This window comes from Pseudomonas sp. LTGT-11-2Z (assembly GCF_003691445.1).
Taxonomy (GTDB): Bacteria; Pseudomonadota; Gammaproteobacteria; order Pseudomonadales; family Pseudomonadaceae; genus Aquipseudomonas; species Aquipseudomonas monteilii.
In genome coordinates this window covers 5,219,461-5,233,365 of record NZ_CP033104.1, presented here as the reverse complement: position 1 = coordinate 5,233,365, position 13,905 = coordinate 5,219,461, and the positions used below count along the sequence as shown (strand labels likewise).

Genomic DNA, 13,905 nt, shown 5'->3' with positions numbered 1-13,905 from the left:
CGCCCGCGAAGAAGGCGACTCGGTTTATGACACCGGCTGTGCCGGTGCTAATGATGAGGCTTGCGCAGCGCCCGGGCCTTGAGGTACTCGCGCACTTCCACGGCATCTCCGGCAAACTCGATACGCTCAGCCTTCGCCGCACGCTGGTAGGCATACATCGGGTCGTAATACTCGTTCAACAAGCCTTCGATCCAGCCCCGGTGCAGCTCCACCGCGCCGCTGCGCTGCTGCGCTTCCAGCGCCTGGCCCAGCAGCGCCGACAACCGCTGATAACGCTCGCCGCCCAAACGCTTGTAGATGTTGGCCATGCTTTGCAGCATACGCTCGGCAAACAACCGGCGGCCTTCCTCCTCGCCATGCACAGCGGCGAACTCGGCACTCAGGTTGACCACGTAATCACGCAGGATGCGTTCAACGCGGTTGGCAAAACTGTCTTCCAGCCACACCAGTGGGTATTGCTGCATGCCCTGGTACAGCTCCAGCGGCACGGTGCAACTGCCGACGATGCGGCCTTCATCTTCCAGTACGAACTGTTCAACGCCTCGGTCGCGTTTCTTCAGTACGTCGATGGCCAGCTGGTTCTCGAAGTCGATTTGCGCCGGCTGCGCGGTGGCGCGTTTGCCGAAGCTGGAGCCGCGATGGTTGGCATGGCCTTCCAGGTCCAGCACGTTATCCAGCTGATGCAGCACGTCGGTCTTGCCAGTACCGGTAAGGCCGCCCAGCAGCACAAAATCGCACTGCGCCACCGCCTGTTGGGTGGTTTCCAGCAAGAAGGTCCGCATGGCCTTGTAGCCGCCCTTGACGCGCGGGTACTGGATGCCCGCTTCATCACGCAACCAGCCCTGCACGATCTGCGAACGCAGGCCGCCACGGAAGCAGTACAGGTAGCCTTCGGGGTGGGCCTGGGTAAACGCCACCCAGGCGTCCAGCCGAGCCTGCTTGGTGGTGCCGCTGACCAGCTGGTGGCCCAGGGCGATGGCAGCTGCCTGGCCCTGCTGCTTGAAGCAGGTGCCGACCTTCTGCCGCTCCTGGTCATTCATCAGCGGCAGGTTGACCACGCCAGGAAAGGCGCCTTTGGCGAATTCGACGGGGGCGCGCATGTCCATCATCGGCACGTCGTCGAGGAACAGCCGGCGGAAATCGGTGCAGTCGGGGCGCATCAGATCACCTCGACCGCGTGGCTCTGTCGTTCGACCAGCTTGCCGATTGGCGACAGTTGCAGGCCCAGTTCGGCAGCGACTGCCAGGAACGCGTCTTCACCTTCAGGGCTGACCGCCACCAGCAGGCCGCCGCTGGTTTGCGGGTCGCACAGCAGGTGTTTCTGCTCGTCGCTGAGTGCGCCGAGCTTGTGGCCGTAGCTTTCGAAGTTACGCAACGTGCCGCCGGGGATGCAGCCTTCGGCCAGGTAATGCTCGACGCTGGGCAGGCGCGGTACGGCGGCGTAGTCCAAGTGCGCGGTAAGGCCGCTGCCTTCGGCCAGCTCCACCAGGTGGCCGAGCAGGCCAAAGCCGGTGACGTCGGTCATGGCCTTTACACCGTCGAGTTTGCCGAAGCGGCTGCCGGGGGTATTGAGGGTGCACATCCAGTCGCGGGCCAGGCCTTGGTCTTGTGCGCGCAGCTTGGCCTTTTTCTCGGCGGTGGTAAGGATGCCGATGCCCAACGGTTTGGTCAGGTACAGCCGGCAGCCGGCAGTGGCGGTATCGTTGCGCTTGAGGTGGCGCTTGCTGACCACACCCGTGACGGCGAGGCCGAAGATTGGCTCGGGGGCGTCGATGGAGTGGCCGCCGGCCAGCGGAATGCCTGCTTCGGCGCACACCGCACGGCCACCACGAATCACTTCGCGGGCCACTTCCGGTGGCAGCACATTGACCGGCCAGCCCAAAATGGCGATCGCCATCAGCGGGTCGCCACCCATGGCGTAGATGTCGCTGATGGCGTTGGTGGCGGCGATGCGGCCGAAGTCGTACGGGTCATCGACAATCGGCATGAAAAAGTCGGTGGTCGAGACCACGCCGCGCTCGTCGTCCAGCGCGTACACCGCAGCGTCGTCGCGCGAGGCGTTGCCAACCCACAGCTTCGGGTCCAGGGCCTGGGTGCCGCTTTCGGCAAGGATCACATCCAGCACCTTGGGGGAAATCTTGCAGCCACAGCCGGCACCATGGCTGTACTGGGTCAGGCGAATCGGCTCGCTCATACGCACCTCGACAGGTCAAATTGTTGCGCGATTGTAGCAAAGCTGGCCTTTGGGCCTTGGCCTCTTATAATCCTCGGTGTCGACGGATTTGTCGGCATTTCCCCGCTATTGAACCGGAGAACACCCATGCTCAAACGCCCCTTGGCGCTCGCCGCCGGCCTTGTGCTGTCTTGCTGTGCCGTTGTCGTCCAAGCTGCTGAAGTGTTGAGGGTCAGCGCCATCCCCGACGAAGCGCCAACCGAACTGCAGCGCAAGTTCAAGCCGTTGGGCGAGTACCTGGCCAAGCAACTGGGTATGGAAGTGAAGTTCGTACCGGTGGCCGATTACCCGGCTGTGGTCGAGTCGCTGGCCGCCAACCGGCTGGACCTGGCCTGGCTGGGTGGCTTCACGTTCGTTCAGGTACACCTGAAGGACCCGACCGCCACGCCATTGGTGCAGCGTGAGCAGGACGCGCAGTTCACCTCCAAGTTCATCACCGCCAACCCCGACGTGAAGAGCCTGGCCGACCTCAAGGGCAAGTCGTTCGCCTTCGGCTCTATCTCGTCTACTTCGGGCAGCCTGATGCCGCGTTACTTCATGCTCAAGCAGGACAACATCAAGCCTGAAGAGTACTTCGGCCGTGTGGCCTACTCTGGCGCCCATGACGCCACCGTGGCCTGGGTGCAGGCGGGTAAGGTCGATGGCGGCGTGCTCAATGCCAGTGTGTGGCAGAAACTGGTGGATGCCGGCAAGGTCGATACCGCCAAGGTGAAAGTGTTCGCCACTACCCCGACCTACTTTGACTACAACTGGACCGTGCGCGGCAACATGGCGCCGGCGTTGAAAGAAAAGATCAAAAAAGCGTTCCTCGACCTCGACCCGACCAATCCGGAGCACAAGGCTATCCTCGACCTCCAGGCCGCCAGCCGCTTCATCGAGACCAAGCCTGAAAACTATGTAGGCACCGAGCAAGCTGCGCGTGAGGCTGGCCTGCTCAAGTGACTGATTCGAACGTGGCAATCCACCTGCATGGTGCCGGCCTGCGCCATGTCCAGGTACGCGCGCTTGACGCGATCAACCTGAGCATCGAGCAGGGCGAGCGTGTCGCGATCATTGGGCCGTCGGGGGCGGGCAAGTCGAGCTTGCTGCACCTGATGGCTACGGCCATCCAGCCCAGCAGCGGGCGCGTGGAGTTGCTGGGTGAGCAGCCCTGGGCGTTATCCGCCAGGGCACGCCAGCGCCTGCGGGCGCGGGTCGGCCTGGTGCATCAGGCACCGCCCTTGCCACCGCGCCAACGGGTGGTGACGGCAGTACTGGCCGGCCGGCTGGGGCAGTGGGGGTTAACGCGTGGCTTGCTCAACCTGCTGTACCCCAGCGATGTGCCGGGGGCGCGCCAGGTGCTGGCAGAGCTGGGCCTGGCCGACAAGCTGTTCGTGCAGTGCGGGCAGTTGTCGGGTGGTCAGTTGCAGCGGGTGGGTATTGCCCGGGCCCTTTACCAGCGGCCACAGGTGCTGCTGACCGACGAGCCGGTGTCGGCCATGGACCCGGTGCTGGCCGACCACAGCCTGGCCTTGCTAAACCGCCATGCCCAGGCCAATGGCGTGACGCTGGTGGCGAGCCTGCATGCGGTGGAGTTGGCGCTGGCGCATTTCCCCCGGGTGGTTGGTATCCGCGAGGGCCAGGTAGTGTTTGATTGCCCGGCAGAAGCGGTCACCGAACACATGCTGGAGGCGCTGTACGCGAATGAACAACTGGCTTCGCCGCCAACCCAGGGGCCGATTCTGACGGTGCAGATCCCGCGATGCTGAGGGCCGACACCCGCGACCCGGCCCTGCTGCCACGGCTGCTGCTGGCCTTGCTGGGCGTGGCGATACTGTGGCCGGGTATCCAGTTGAGCGAACTGAACCCCGGAGTGCTGTTGCAGGCCGAGAACCGACAGCAGATCGCCCGTTTCACCAGCGCCTTCTGGCCACCCGCGCACGATGCCGATTTTCTCGTGTTGCTGTATGAAGCCACGCTACAGACCTTGGCCGTGGCCACCGCTGGCATGGCGTTGGCGTTGCTGCTAGCCGTTCCGGCGGGGCTGATGGCCAGTCGCGCCTTGTCGTTGCGTGCCGCCTCCCGTGGTGGGCGTGCAGGGCTTTGGTCGCGCCTGCTGCGCCTACCGGTGCGCGGGTTGCTGATCTTCCTGCGCAGCGTGCCGGAAATTGTCTGGGCGCTGTTGTTCGTGCGGGCCGTGGGGCTGGGGCCGACGGCGGGTGTATTGGCCATCGCCATTACCTACAGCGGTATGCTGGGCAAGGTCTACGCCGAAATCTTCGAATCGGTCGACCAGCGCCCGGCCCATGCCTTGTTGCAGGCGGGCAGTGGCCGGCTGATGGCGTTTCTCTACGGCATTCTGCCCAATGCGGCGTCCGAGGTGGTGTCCTACACCGTGTACCGCTGGGAGTGCGCGGTGCGGGCCTCGGTGGTGATGGGGTTTGTGGGGGCGGGCGGGCTGGGGCAGCAGATTGACCTGTCGATGCGGATGTTTGCCGGGGCGGAAGTGGCCAGCATGTTGCTCACCTTCCTGCTGCTGGTGATGCTGGCCGACTTGCTCAGCCGCCTGCTGCGCTGGAGGCTGGCATGAACCGGGTCATCAACCTGTTGTTGCTGGGCGCCATCGTGTTGGCGGTGTTGGCCTCGTTCGCTTACCTGGAGCTGGACCTGCAAGCGCTGGTCGGTAACGGCGGGTTGGGGCAGATGGGCGAGTACGCAGGGCGCTTCCTGCATCCGGACCTGTCTACCGGGCACTTGAAGGCTGTGTGGCGCGGGGCGCTGGAGACGCTGGCCATGTCGGGTCTGGGCACCTTGTTGGCGATGGTCATGGGGATGTTGCTGGCACTGCCGGCGGCAGGGCGATTCGGTTGGCCATTACAGGGCGTAGCGCGGTTGCTGCTGAATGCTTTGCGCGCCATTCCGGAACTGGTGTGGGCTGCGCTGACAGTCCTGGCGGCCGGTCTTGGGCCCAATGCCGGCACCCTCGCGTTGGCACTGCACACCGCCGGTGTTCTGGGACGCTTGTTTGCCGAGGCGCTGGAGAATGCGCCGCCGGAGCCAGCGGCAGCGATTCGCTTGCAGGGCGGCAGCCAGGTGGCCGCATTCTGTTTTGGTACCTTGCCCAATGTGTGGCCGCAGTTGCTGGCCTACAGTTTGTACCGCTGGGAAAACAATATCCGTATGGCCAGCGTGCTGGGCTTTGTCGGGGCGGGGGGCTTGGGGCAGATGCTGTACACCACGTTGAGCCTGTTCCAGGAGGCCCAGGCCAGTACGGTGATCCTGGGCATGCTGGTGCTGGTGTTGCTGGTGGATACGTTGAGTGATGTGTTGCGCCAGCGCTATGTGCGGGCCTAAGCGAGTTCCCCACACTGCGCTTCCCGTTGCATCGACTCCAGGTTCCGCTCGATCGTCTCGCAAATGGTGTCCATCTGGATCTGGTGCTCACTGAACTTGAATGGGCTCTGCAAATCCGTGCCGATTCGCTCGATGGCCAGCAACATGAACCCCACCACTGTCGAAGCCAGCGGCGTGAACCAGCCCAGCGACTCCACCAGCCCTATTGGCACGATCAGGCAGAACAGGGTGATGAACAGTCGCGGAAAATACACGTAAGGGTAGGGCAGCGGTGTATTGGCAATGCGCTCCATACCGCCTTGGGCATTGGACAGGTCCACCAGCGTCGATTCCAGCCGCGCCAGACGGATGCTGTCCAGCCGGCCGGCCTGGTATTCCCGCGCCAGCAAGGCCGCCGAGCCACCGAGAATGTCATTGGCAAAGTTGTTCGAGCGGTTGCGCCGTTCGAATTCAGCCGGCGGGATGAAGGCCATCAGTTCATCCGGGCAGCTCTCCCCCTTCAAGTGTGCAGCCAGGCAGTTCACATAGGCGATGTGCCGGCGCAGCAGGGTGGCCTTGACCGGGTTCAGGCCATCAGCCGGGTCATCGATCAGGTTTAGCGTCTGCCTTGCGAAGCTGCGCGAACTGTTCACCAGCGCCCCCCACAACGTGCGAGCTTCCCACCAACGGTTGTAGGCGCTGCTGTTGCGAAAACTCACCAGTACTACCAGCGCCGAGCCCAGCAAAGTCAGCGGGATCAGCGGCAGGGTGAACTTGCTGTTGAAGAACAGCATGAAATCAATGGTGACCAGCACATCCCAGATCAGCAGCCAGAACAGCGACCAGCCGATGTAGCCGATGGTCTTCACGACCAGGCGGTACTTGCGGGTGATGATGTCTTTCACGCGGGGGGCCTCGAAACGCGGGGGATGCAGAATCGGACGTCGAGGGGAGAGCATGGTTCGGTGCGGTTCGTCTGGGTGTATTACCAGACGTGTTCAGTGCCAGGCTTTGTAGGAATTGGACTGCAGTGTTTTAGGACCACAGTGAAATAGCCCGAGCCAATATCTACGTTGAAAAAGCCCGGGCAAGAAACGAACGGGTCACTCCCACAGGCACTGCACAAGTCTCAAAAGCGGGTTCACCCGCGAAGAGGCCATCAGCCTCACATCACAAGCCGCTTATCATTCGCAAACGCGCTCCGGAACCTGACTCAAGGCTTGGCAGCAACCGCCACATAGCCTTTGATAGAAGCCGGTGCCTGAGGCTTGCCCTTGTGCGCCGTCAGGTACTTAAAGCGCCGCCATTCCTTGTCGATCTCGTTGAACGACATGAACACGCTGATCCGCGCCTTGCCAGCCAGGTCCGGGCGCTTGCCGGCATCGATCTCGCTGGTGGGGATGATGGCCACATTGATGCCGACCACCTTGCCGTCATCGGCGAACACAGGCCCGCCCGACATGCCCTTGGTGATCGGGCCGTCGTGTACTGAATAGAAAACACTGCCTGGCGTGCCTTCAAGCCGCACCAGCGACGCCAGCGCATGGCCCTTGCCCTGCATCGGCATCATGAAACTGTTGAAACCCACCGCCGTCACGGCTTCGCCAGGCACATACTGGCGCCAATCCGGCACGTTGCTGGCCTTGTGTTTGAAGAACACCACATCACCGAGGCCCTCGTGGACCACGTTGCGCAGGAAGGGTGTGTGTTTGGCAGTTACGGCGTAATCCTCGTTCCACTGGATGGCGCTGGCCATCAGCAACATGGGCAGCGGGGCACCGGAGGTGACCACGAAAGCCTGGCTGTAGACGGGATCGGAAACGTACGAGGTTGGCACTCCATTGCACCCACTGAGCAGCATCATTGCCGCCATGCAGGGCGCGATTGTTTTCATGGGTCACACGGTGCGTGGTGAAAAGGGAGCGCAAATATGGCGAAGTGCCATTATGCTGACAATACTTTCGGAATATATCCGACGAGTGACAGGTTAAGCGCTAGCGCATATCGTGGCCAATAGGCTTCATGCATGGCTGGAGGCCTTGAAGTCATTGAGGCGGCGTCAAATTGACAAGGGGCTTTGGGCCTTCCGCGTTGTCTTCGTTTGGGGAATTGAAAGGACTCAAGAATGGTTGAAACGAATGCGCTCGTGCCTGAACTCATTGTCAGTGATATCGAACGCAGCCTTGCTTTCTACAGTGGCCGTGCAATTTGCGATCTGTACGAGAGATCAAAATTCAGGCGAAAAAAAACCGACCATAAGGTCGGTTTTTTTCGGATCTTGGTGCCCCGAGGGAGACTCGAACTCCCTCAAAATTATGCTGCAAGCCAGTGAGCCCGCGTATTTAGAGGCTTCCAGTGGCTTTGGGTAGAAATTTTGGATAGAATTTTGGGTAGAAATGACTAGCCAAGGGCTACTGCTATGACCGATTTTTTAGTCTTGAAATCTGGCACCTACCACGTCCGACTGGACGTTCCAGAGGCTGCACGGGAAGCCTTCGCCGGGCGTAAGGTGCTGACTAAAAGTCTCAAAACCGGCAACCGCTCGGAAGCCCACGTTCTTAAATTAAGATGGTTACACCAATGGAAAGCCGAAATTGAAAAAGCCCGGAGGGGTGAAATCGGTAATTTTCGTGATGACGTTCTTCAAATAGTTGAAAAGCACCAACGGGCTATAAATCTTGATAAAATTCAAGGAAAAGCTCCAACCAGTGAAGCAAAAATGGGCTTTGAAGTAATCCAGTATGCACATGATAAAAAGTTAAGTATCGACCTTGTTAATGAAGCGATTGATATTGCTGCTGGTCGCTCGGATTATTCACCCAAAACTCCATTTTTTAAAAGTCGCCTTGATGCTTTTTATAACTATGAACTAAATCAACGAAAGGTTGACTTGAATACCGTCGATAGACATATCAAGAGAATTAAGGCTCTTGATGCGTTTTTAAAGTCGGAAAATCTGCTTCTAGACTATGAAGCAGTAGCTTCATTCTTGATATCAAAAAACCTTGAGCCGAAGACCAAGAAGCAATATTTGTTTTCGTTTAATGCTTTTTATAATTTCTTGATTAAGAAAGAGCCACCGTTCAAAGAGCATTATCCAATCAATCCTTTTAAAAGTCATGAATTGAGCCAAGTCAGACGTGGAACGCTCAAAGAGGACGAACGACGAGCGTTTACGGCTGATGAAGTCAATACCTTGCATAGTAAGGCAGTCGAGAAAGGTAAGCGTCAGCTAGCCGACTTGATTGAGATAGCAGCCTACACCGGGGCACGGATTGAAGAGATTTGCCGTTTGAAAACATCGTCAGTTGTTAAAGAAGATGGTGTTGATTGTTTTCATATCACAGAAGGTAAAACACAAGCATCTGTTCGTTTTGTTCCAATCCACCCGGCTCTTATGAAAACCGTAAACCGGCTTGTAAGTTCGTCGGACGATGGCTATTTGTTGAAAACAAGCAAAGGCGGCAAGTATGAAACAAAATCCAAGGGCTTAGGTAATCAGTTCTCGGTATTCAAAACAGAGCTTGGCTTTGATAAGCGATGCGTTTTCCACAGCATACGGAAAACTGTAATCACAACGTTAGAACGTGCTGACGTTAAGAACCTTGTCATCATATCCTTGGTTGGTCACAAAGCAGATGGGCTGCTAAGAATGACTTTTGATAGATACTCAGAAGGTCCGACGCCACCCGCCAAATTGAAAGCTGTTGAAAATTTGAAATACAAGTTTTCAGTCTAAATTTCACGCTGGAGTTAGAATCTTTCCTTGTGGTAGCATAGTGATGGCTTACCTATTTTCATTGAATGGCAAGGAAGAGTGATGAAGAAAACCATCGGATTGTGTTTTTCAGTAGTTCTGGCCGCATCATCCTTAGCATCTACCGTTCAGGCTTACGAGAGAGTAGAGCTTGACCACGATAGGACTAGCGTTGAATATTCCGGCCCTATTAAGTCAGTAGCTAAGGTCATTGAGGGCTACAAATGGCTTGGCCAGACCAAAGAAATGAATGGTGGCGTAGTCTTTGAAGCTTATGACAACAAATACTTTGGTAGAGCCGACACCTCTTTGGGCAACGCCATTATGGTTAAAGCTACTTTTTATACTTACGACAAAGTGAGTAAAGAAGCAATCATGATTGCTAGGCAAAGTGAAATTACAGGTTTTGTTGAACTCTACGGAATGGAAAGCCCCGAACTCCAGATTCATATCAAAACCGTAGGCGAAAACGAGTTTCAAGCTTTCTCTAGCAAATACGATGCGGATAGTCCCAAGAAGCTGATGACCTATAAGAAGGTTGAGCAGTTTAATAAAAGCCCTCATGGTGACCGTTTGAAATCAGCAGATGACAGAGGTATGATTTTCTAGAGTATAGTGTGCCGTATATTTAATCCCCAAGGCCACCTAATGAGGTGGCTTTTTTATGCGTGCTATACACTACTATACGTTGCTATACAGTGCTACATAACTTTGCCGATGACTTGCTATACAGCTGCCATACTTACTGAACGCTATACAAACTTGAAAACATTTTAATATATGGTAACTTGATATTAGTAGTTTGAATTCTTTATATGCGAGCAATGTAAATGTATAGCAACTCACTTCGTTCATTGCTTACATTTACGCTCGATTTTTCGCACTACGTTTGAAAAATTAAAATCAAAAACAAATCAACAACCATGAGGAATGTATGAGTGATGATAAAAAACCAAGACAAATGAATGTAAGAATATCCGAAAGTGATTTCAACAAGATTGAACATCAAAGAGCGTTGATGAACAAAAGCCAGTCCGGCTTTATTTCTCATATCATCAACAATGGTGTCAGTGAAATTATCGAAGTCACCCACCCTGAACTTAGACAAGACATTGATAAGATTGAAAGGTTTCTTGGTGGGTATGGAAACAACCTAAATCAAATAGCCAAAAGCCTAAATGCAAATGAGACACCATCTTGTGACATTTTAAAGATGTTAACCGAACTAGACAAGAATATAAAAATACTTTCTGCAATTTTGAGCAAATTGAAAAAGGAGAAACTTAATGTCGTAGGCAAGTCATGATACGTAAAAAGCTAAGCACTCAGAAATCCAAATCAGGAATTTACAAAACAGCCAAATACTTCAACAAAGAAGAGGGCTGCGTTTTATTCGAGTCCAATATTTACACGCCCTTGAATGCCTCAGAGAAGGAAATTGCAAAAGCTATATCACAATCAATTGAAAGTGATATGGGTGACAGCAAGAGAGGTAGAAAGCAATCAGTTAGAACCCAGCACGACGTGGTCAGCTTTCACACAAATGATAATCTCACACCAGAGCAAGCCCGATGTATTGCAAAAGAACTGTATGAAGCCACGCACAAACTTTCAAACAGGAAATATGCGTTAGGTGTTCACATTGATACCGACGAGGTTCATGTTCATATTGTATGGTCGATAAAAGACTTTGATGGTAATTGTTATAATGTTGGCAATGACTATCGCAAGATAGAAAGAGAATGTGACAAGTTAGAAAACAGATATGGACTAATCAAACCAGAGAACAGAATTGCAACAGACATTGACAGATTGGAGAATCATCCAGACCTAAAAGGTAAAAGTGAAGCTGTCAAGAAAAGAGCAATTGCCAATGCAATCAATAAAAAGTATTCAGAGAAGCTTCCATCATCTAATGAACGCATGCTTGAAATACGTGGGATAATTTCAAACAAGGAAGAAATGAAAGAAGATTTAAAAACACTCCTACAACAGTCCAAGTCCCCGAGTGACTTCATAAACAAAATCACAGATAACGGATACAACGTTATCCATAATGGGAAAACTTCTTTTTCCATTCAACATGAAGACCAGATATTCAAAGCATCCGAGCTTGGCCTATCTTACAAAACACTTAAAGCGAAACTAGGTGAAGACACTGGATTTGAGCAGACGTTAAAAGACAAGCACAGCATTAAGGAATACGAAGATTGCTCTATTGCTTCAACTGAAGCAGAACCTGACTACATGAGAAAAATTAAACCTAACTCAGTACTTGCTACTAAGTTTAAATTTATCCAGCACAGTGATAAGGTTGAATATTTCTATAACACAGCCAGCAGCAAGAAATCATTCGAGTATTACAAAGACCCGTCAAAAGTTTCATTCCATGATTTATCAAGACAGTCAGCAAAGGCTGGCATTCAAAGACTTGTTGCTGACGCCAAACCACCACAATCATTCACAGTGAATGGGCCTAATTTCTTCAAGAAAAATATATGGCTTGAATTTCAGTTGATGGGATTGGAAGCCAAAGGCTTTAAGCTTGAAGGTTACACCCCAACCCAAGCAGATTTGGAGCTGGTGAAGAAAGCCCAAGAGCAATATGCTTCTATGAACAAGAAGCCAGAACCCAAACCAGAAGCTCCTACGGTCGCCGTAGAGCCACCTAAACCAGTAGAACCTATTGCTCCACCTGTCATGTCTACACCCGTTCAAAACGAACCAGAACAGCTTGTAGAGCCTACAAAGCAAGTTGAACAGGAAAGCAATTTCGATAGCTTATTTGATGAACTGGAAGATGAGTTCAGTGACAAAACATCCCCAGTGGATAGCTTTAAAGAAATTTTGTCAAAGGTCACAACAGACATGCTTTGCGTTACACACGGCAGCATAACTTGCCGCATCTGCTTTGGTTCAAACATGGAAAATGCACCGGCATTTCAACATGATGAGTTCATTAGTATCAATCATGAAATAGCAACCGCATATGCTGATGCTGGCAGAGCGTTGAAAGAGGAATTTAATCAGATATTGAGTGACAAGATTGACGAATTGAAATCAACACAAGAGTATCAAGAAAAAATTGAAGCCGCACATATTGCAAATATAGAAACTGATTTTCATGACTTTATTGAAAGCCTTATTGATAAACATACGGACTACAAGAAGATTGAAATATTAAGGCATGTTCAAGACGTTTTAGAAGGCAACGGCAATATTATTCCAGACGCGGCTCTGTATGATGATATCACGGAGAAAGTTAATCAATTAGATAACCATGAGCGTGAAATATGTTCAGCTTATGTTCAAAAGCTAATTGATGATGATGGTTCAGGTGCTCCAATTGATGGAGAGTTGAAAAACGCAGATGTGAAAAGCAAAAGAAAAATTAGATACAAACCGTGTTAGCATTTAGACGGACTATAATTTGACTTTTAGAATGGAAATGCTAAAACATAAATAAGTGAACCCCGAATATGGTTAGTATTCAGGGTTCGGCGTTGATGCTGATTGCGGCAGTTTCAACTTGTAATTAAAGTTATAACATATAATTTTAACTCTTCAAGTCTCTCTTGCCTTAAAAATTCCATAACTATAATAAATTCAGTATTCACGCCTTGAACAATGTAGGAAATATAGGTGATTGTTTCGTTGTTCAAGCGAAGAGAAATAAAACGGGGATACTGGAAATTTCTCAACCCGCCAGCCATATAGAGATATATGTTGAACAGGGTTCCGGTGTGGTGCTAATACAACCATTAAGTGTTCAAAGTCTAAACTGAGTATTACTGATTTAGACCCTGAAAATTTCAGGCGAGCGAAACTTGTTTTTAACTCTTAAACAAGGAAGACCAGCTATGCCTGAAAGAGCTTAGCTGGTAAAGCTTTAAAAGCGGAAACCCCTTAGGGTTTTCAAGACACGTACACGTACACGTACACACCCACACCCGCATGACCTAACCCCTAACCCCTTAAAATTTTCTGCTGCGATGATTTAAATGGGTCAAATTCAAGCGATGTGCAACAGGTTGATAGTTATATACCTAAAATCTCACATCCACGTTGAAATGCACATTTAAGAACGTATAAAACCATCTGGATATTGTGAGCCAAGTTCGCCAATAAGGAGGAACGCGTCGAAGGCCAGCAATTTTTCCAAGAAATGAAACTCATAAAATAGCCATTTTTAGAGCCTGAAATTTCTTTCGTGTATAACAATACCGAGAATAAAAACGTTGCGTATTTTGTCCGAATCCGTTAGTTATTTGAAAATTGAGTCCGATATTATTTTAATTTTTCCATGAATTTTTTTGAGTTTTTTATTTTGATGAGCGTCAATTAATGGCTTAAATTCAACAAAATATCGTGTCAATAGTAAATTGAAAATATATTTAAGGTCGGACAATAATTCACAAATTTTAAAGCTTAGGGTTAGGCCTTAATCGGTGCTTTTATATAAGATTTTATATGTGCTCAATTTTCATGCTTGAACAAGTTCAACCACAAAAATCGACCTTGCCGGAGAAGCGAAGGTTTTTGAGTACCCATAAAATCTATTGACTTTTTTGTTAGTGTATGATCTTGGTTTTGCGTGGTGTGA

At 52.1% G+C, this 13,905-nt stretch carries 12 protein-coding genes; 8 read left to right on the top strand and 4 right to left on the bottom strand.

Annotation, left to right across the window (positions count from 1 at the left end; all coding sequences use genetic code 11):
* Nucleotides 1–47: 47 nt before the first annotated feature.
* Entirely contained in the window at nt 48–1,160 is a 1,113-nt protein-coding gene (mnmH, locus tag D8767_RS24715) for a tRNA 2-selenouridine(34) synthase MnmH (RefSeq protein ID WP_016713231.1), read from the bottom strand.
* Complete coding sequence (selD, locus tag D8767_RS24710) at nt 1,160–2,194, bottom strand: selenide, water dikinase SelD (protein WP_016713230.1); 1,035 nt, start codon at nt 2,192–2,194, stop codon at nt 1,160–1,162. The genes mnmH and selD overlap by 1 nt, the downstream gene beginning before the upstream one ends.
* Nucleotides 2,195–2,320: 126 nt before the next feature.
* Between selD and D8767_RS24705 the strand changes: the two genes are divergently transcribed.
* Genes D8767_RS24705 through phnE form a run of 4 tightly spaced genes read left to right on the top strand, consistent with a single transcriptional unit; the run spans nt 2,321 to nt 5,566 of the window.
* Nucleotides 2,321–3,175, top strand: a complete 855-nt coding sequence (locus D8767_RS24705) for a putative selenate ABC transporter substrate-binding protein (protein WP_016713229.1) — start codon at nt 2,321–2,323, stop codon at nt 3,173–3,175.
* Nucleotides 3,172–3,981, top strand: coding sequence for a phosphonate ABC transporter ATP-binding protein (locus tag D8767_RS24700; RefSeq protein ID WP_081259017.1), 810 nt, complete (start codon nt 3,172–3,174; stop codon nt 3,979–3,981). The genes D8767_RS24705 and D8767_RS24700 overlap by 4 nt, the downstream gene beginning before the upstream one ends.
* On the top strand, nt 3,975–4,802 hold the full coding sequence (locus tag D8767_RS24695; RefSeq protein ID WP_016713227.1) for an ABC transporter permease: 828 nt from the start codon (nt 3,975–3,977) through the stop codon (nt 4,800–4,802). The genes D8767_RS24700 and D8767_RS24695 overlap by 7 nt, the downstream gene beginning before the upstream one ends.
* Nucleotides 4,799–5,566, top strand: coding sequence for a phosphonate ABC transporter, permease protein PhnE (gene phnE, locus D8767_RS24690; RefSeq protein ID WP_016713226.1), 768 nt, complete (start codon nt 4,799–4,801; stop codon nt 5,564–5,566). Before D8767_RS24695 ends, phnE begins: the two co-directional genes overlap by 4 nt.
* Here phnE and D8767_RS24685 read toward each other — a convergent pair.
* Together D8767_RS24685 and D8767_RS24680 are read right to left on the bottom strand one after the other, a co-directional pair.
* Nucleotides 5,563–6,450 carry a bestrophin family protein gene (locus tag D8767_RS24685; RefSeq protein WP_016713225.1) on the bottom strand — a complete coding sequence of 296 codons (888 nt, stop codon included), beginning with the start codon at nt 6,448–6,450 and terminating at the stop codon, nt 5,563–5,565. The genes phnE and D8767_RS24685 overlap by 4 nt on opposite strands.
* Before the next feature lie 308 nt (nt 6,451–6,758).
* Complete coding sequence (locus D8767_RS24680; RefSeq protein ID WP_020371268.1) at nt 6,759–7,406, bottom strand: trypsin-like peptidase domain-containing protein; 648 nt, start codon at nt 7,404–7,406, stop codon at nt 6,759–6,761.
* A 558-nt stretch (nt 7,407–7,964) separates the two neighbouring features.
* On the opposite strand from D8767_RS24680, the gene D8767_RS24670 reads away from it, so the two are divergent.
* The 4 genes from D8767_RS24670 (at nt 7,965) to D8767_RS24655 (ending at nt 12,713) form a co-directional block, all read left to right on the top strand.
* Entirely contained in the window at nt 7,965–9,284 is a 1,320-nt protein-coding gene (locus D8767_RS24670) for a tyrosine-type recombinase/integrase (protein WP_080578101.1), read from the top strand.
* A gap of 81 nt (nt 9,285–9,365) precedes the next feature.
* Nucleotides 9,366–9,911, top strand: a complete 546-nt coding sequence (locus D8767_RS24665) for a hypothetical protein (protein ID WP_016713220.1) — start codon at nt 9,366–9,368, stop codon at nt 9,909–9,911.
* Nucleotides 9,912–10,236: 325 nt separating this feature from the next.
* Nucleotides 10,237–10,608, top strand: coding sequence for a plasmid mobilization relaxosome protein MobC (mobC, locus tag D8767_RS24660; RefSeq protein WP_033724061.1), 372 nt, complete (start codon nt 10,237–10,239; stop codon nt 10,606–10,608).
* Complete coding sequence (locus tag D8767_RS24655) at nt 10,605–12,713, top strand: relaxase/mobilization nuclease domain-containing protein (protein WP_080578100.1); 2,109 nt, start codon at nt 10,605–10,607, stop codon at nt 12,711–12,713. The genes mobC and D8767_RS24655 overlap by 4 nt, the downstream gene beginning before the upstream one ends.
* Nucleotides 12,714–13,905 lie beyond the last annotated feature (1,192 nt).

Excerpts from the sequence above, each read along its gene's own strand:
- selD (WP_016713230.1), bottom strand. The coding sequence starts at position 2,194 with ATGAGCGAGCCGATTCGCCTGACCCAGTACAGCCATGGTGCCGGCTGT.
- D8767_RS24670 (WP_080578101.1), top strand. The coding sequence starts at position 7,965 with ATGACCGATTTTTTAGTCTTGAAATCTGGCACCTACCACGTCCGACTG.
- D8767_RS24655 (WP_080578100.1), top strand. The coding sequence starts at position 10,605 with ATGATACGTAAAAAGCTAAGCACTCAGAAATCCAAATCAGGAATTTAC.
- mobC (WP_033724061.1), top strand. The coding sequence starts at position 10,237 with ATGAGTGATGATAAAAAACCAAGACAAATGAATGTAAGAATATCCGAA.
- mnmH (WP_016713231.1), bottom strand. The coding sequence starts at position 1,160 with ATGCGCCCCGACTGCACCGATTTCCGCCGGCTGTTCCTCGACGACGTG.
- D8767_RS24695 (WP_016713227.1), top strand. The coding sequence starts at position 3,975 with ATGCTGAGGGCCGACACCCGCGACCCGGCCCTGCTGCCACGGCTGCTG.
- D8767_RS24665 (WP_016713220.1), top strand. The coding sequence starts at position 9,366 with ATGAAGAAAACCATCGGATTGTGTTTTTCAGTAGTTCTGGCCGCATCA.
- D8767_RS24680 (WP_020371268.1), bottom strand. The coding sequence starts at position 7,406 with ATGCTGCTCAGTGGGTGCAATGGAGTGCCAACCTCGTACGTTTCCGAT.
- phnE (WP_016713226.1), top strand. The coding sequence starts at position 4,799 with ATGAACCGGGTCATCAACCTGTTGTTGCTGGGCGCCATCGTGTTGGCG.
- D8767_RS24705 (WP_016713229.1), top strand. The coding sequence starts at position 2,321 with ATGCTCAAACGCCCCTTGGCGCTCGCCGCCGGCCTTGTGCTGTCTTGC.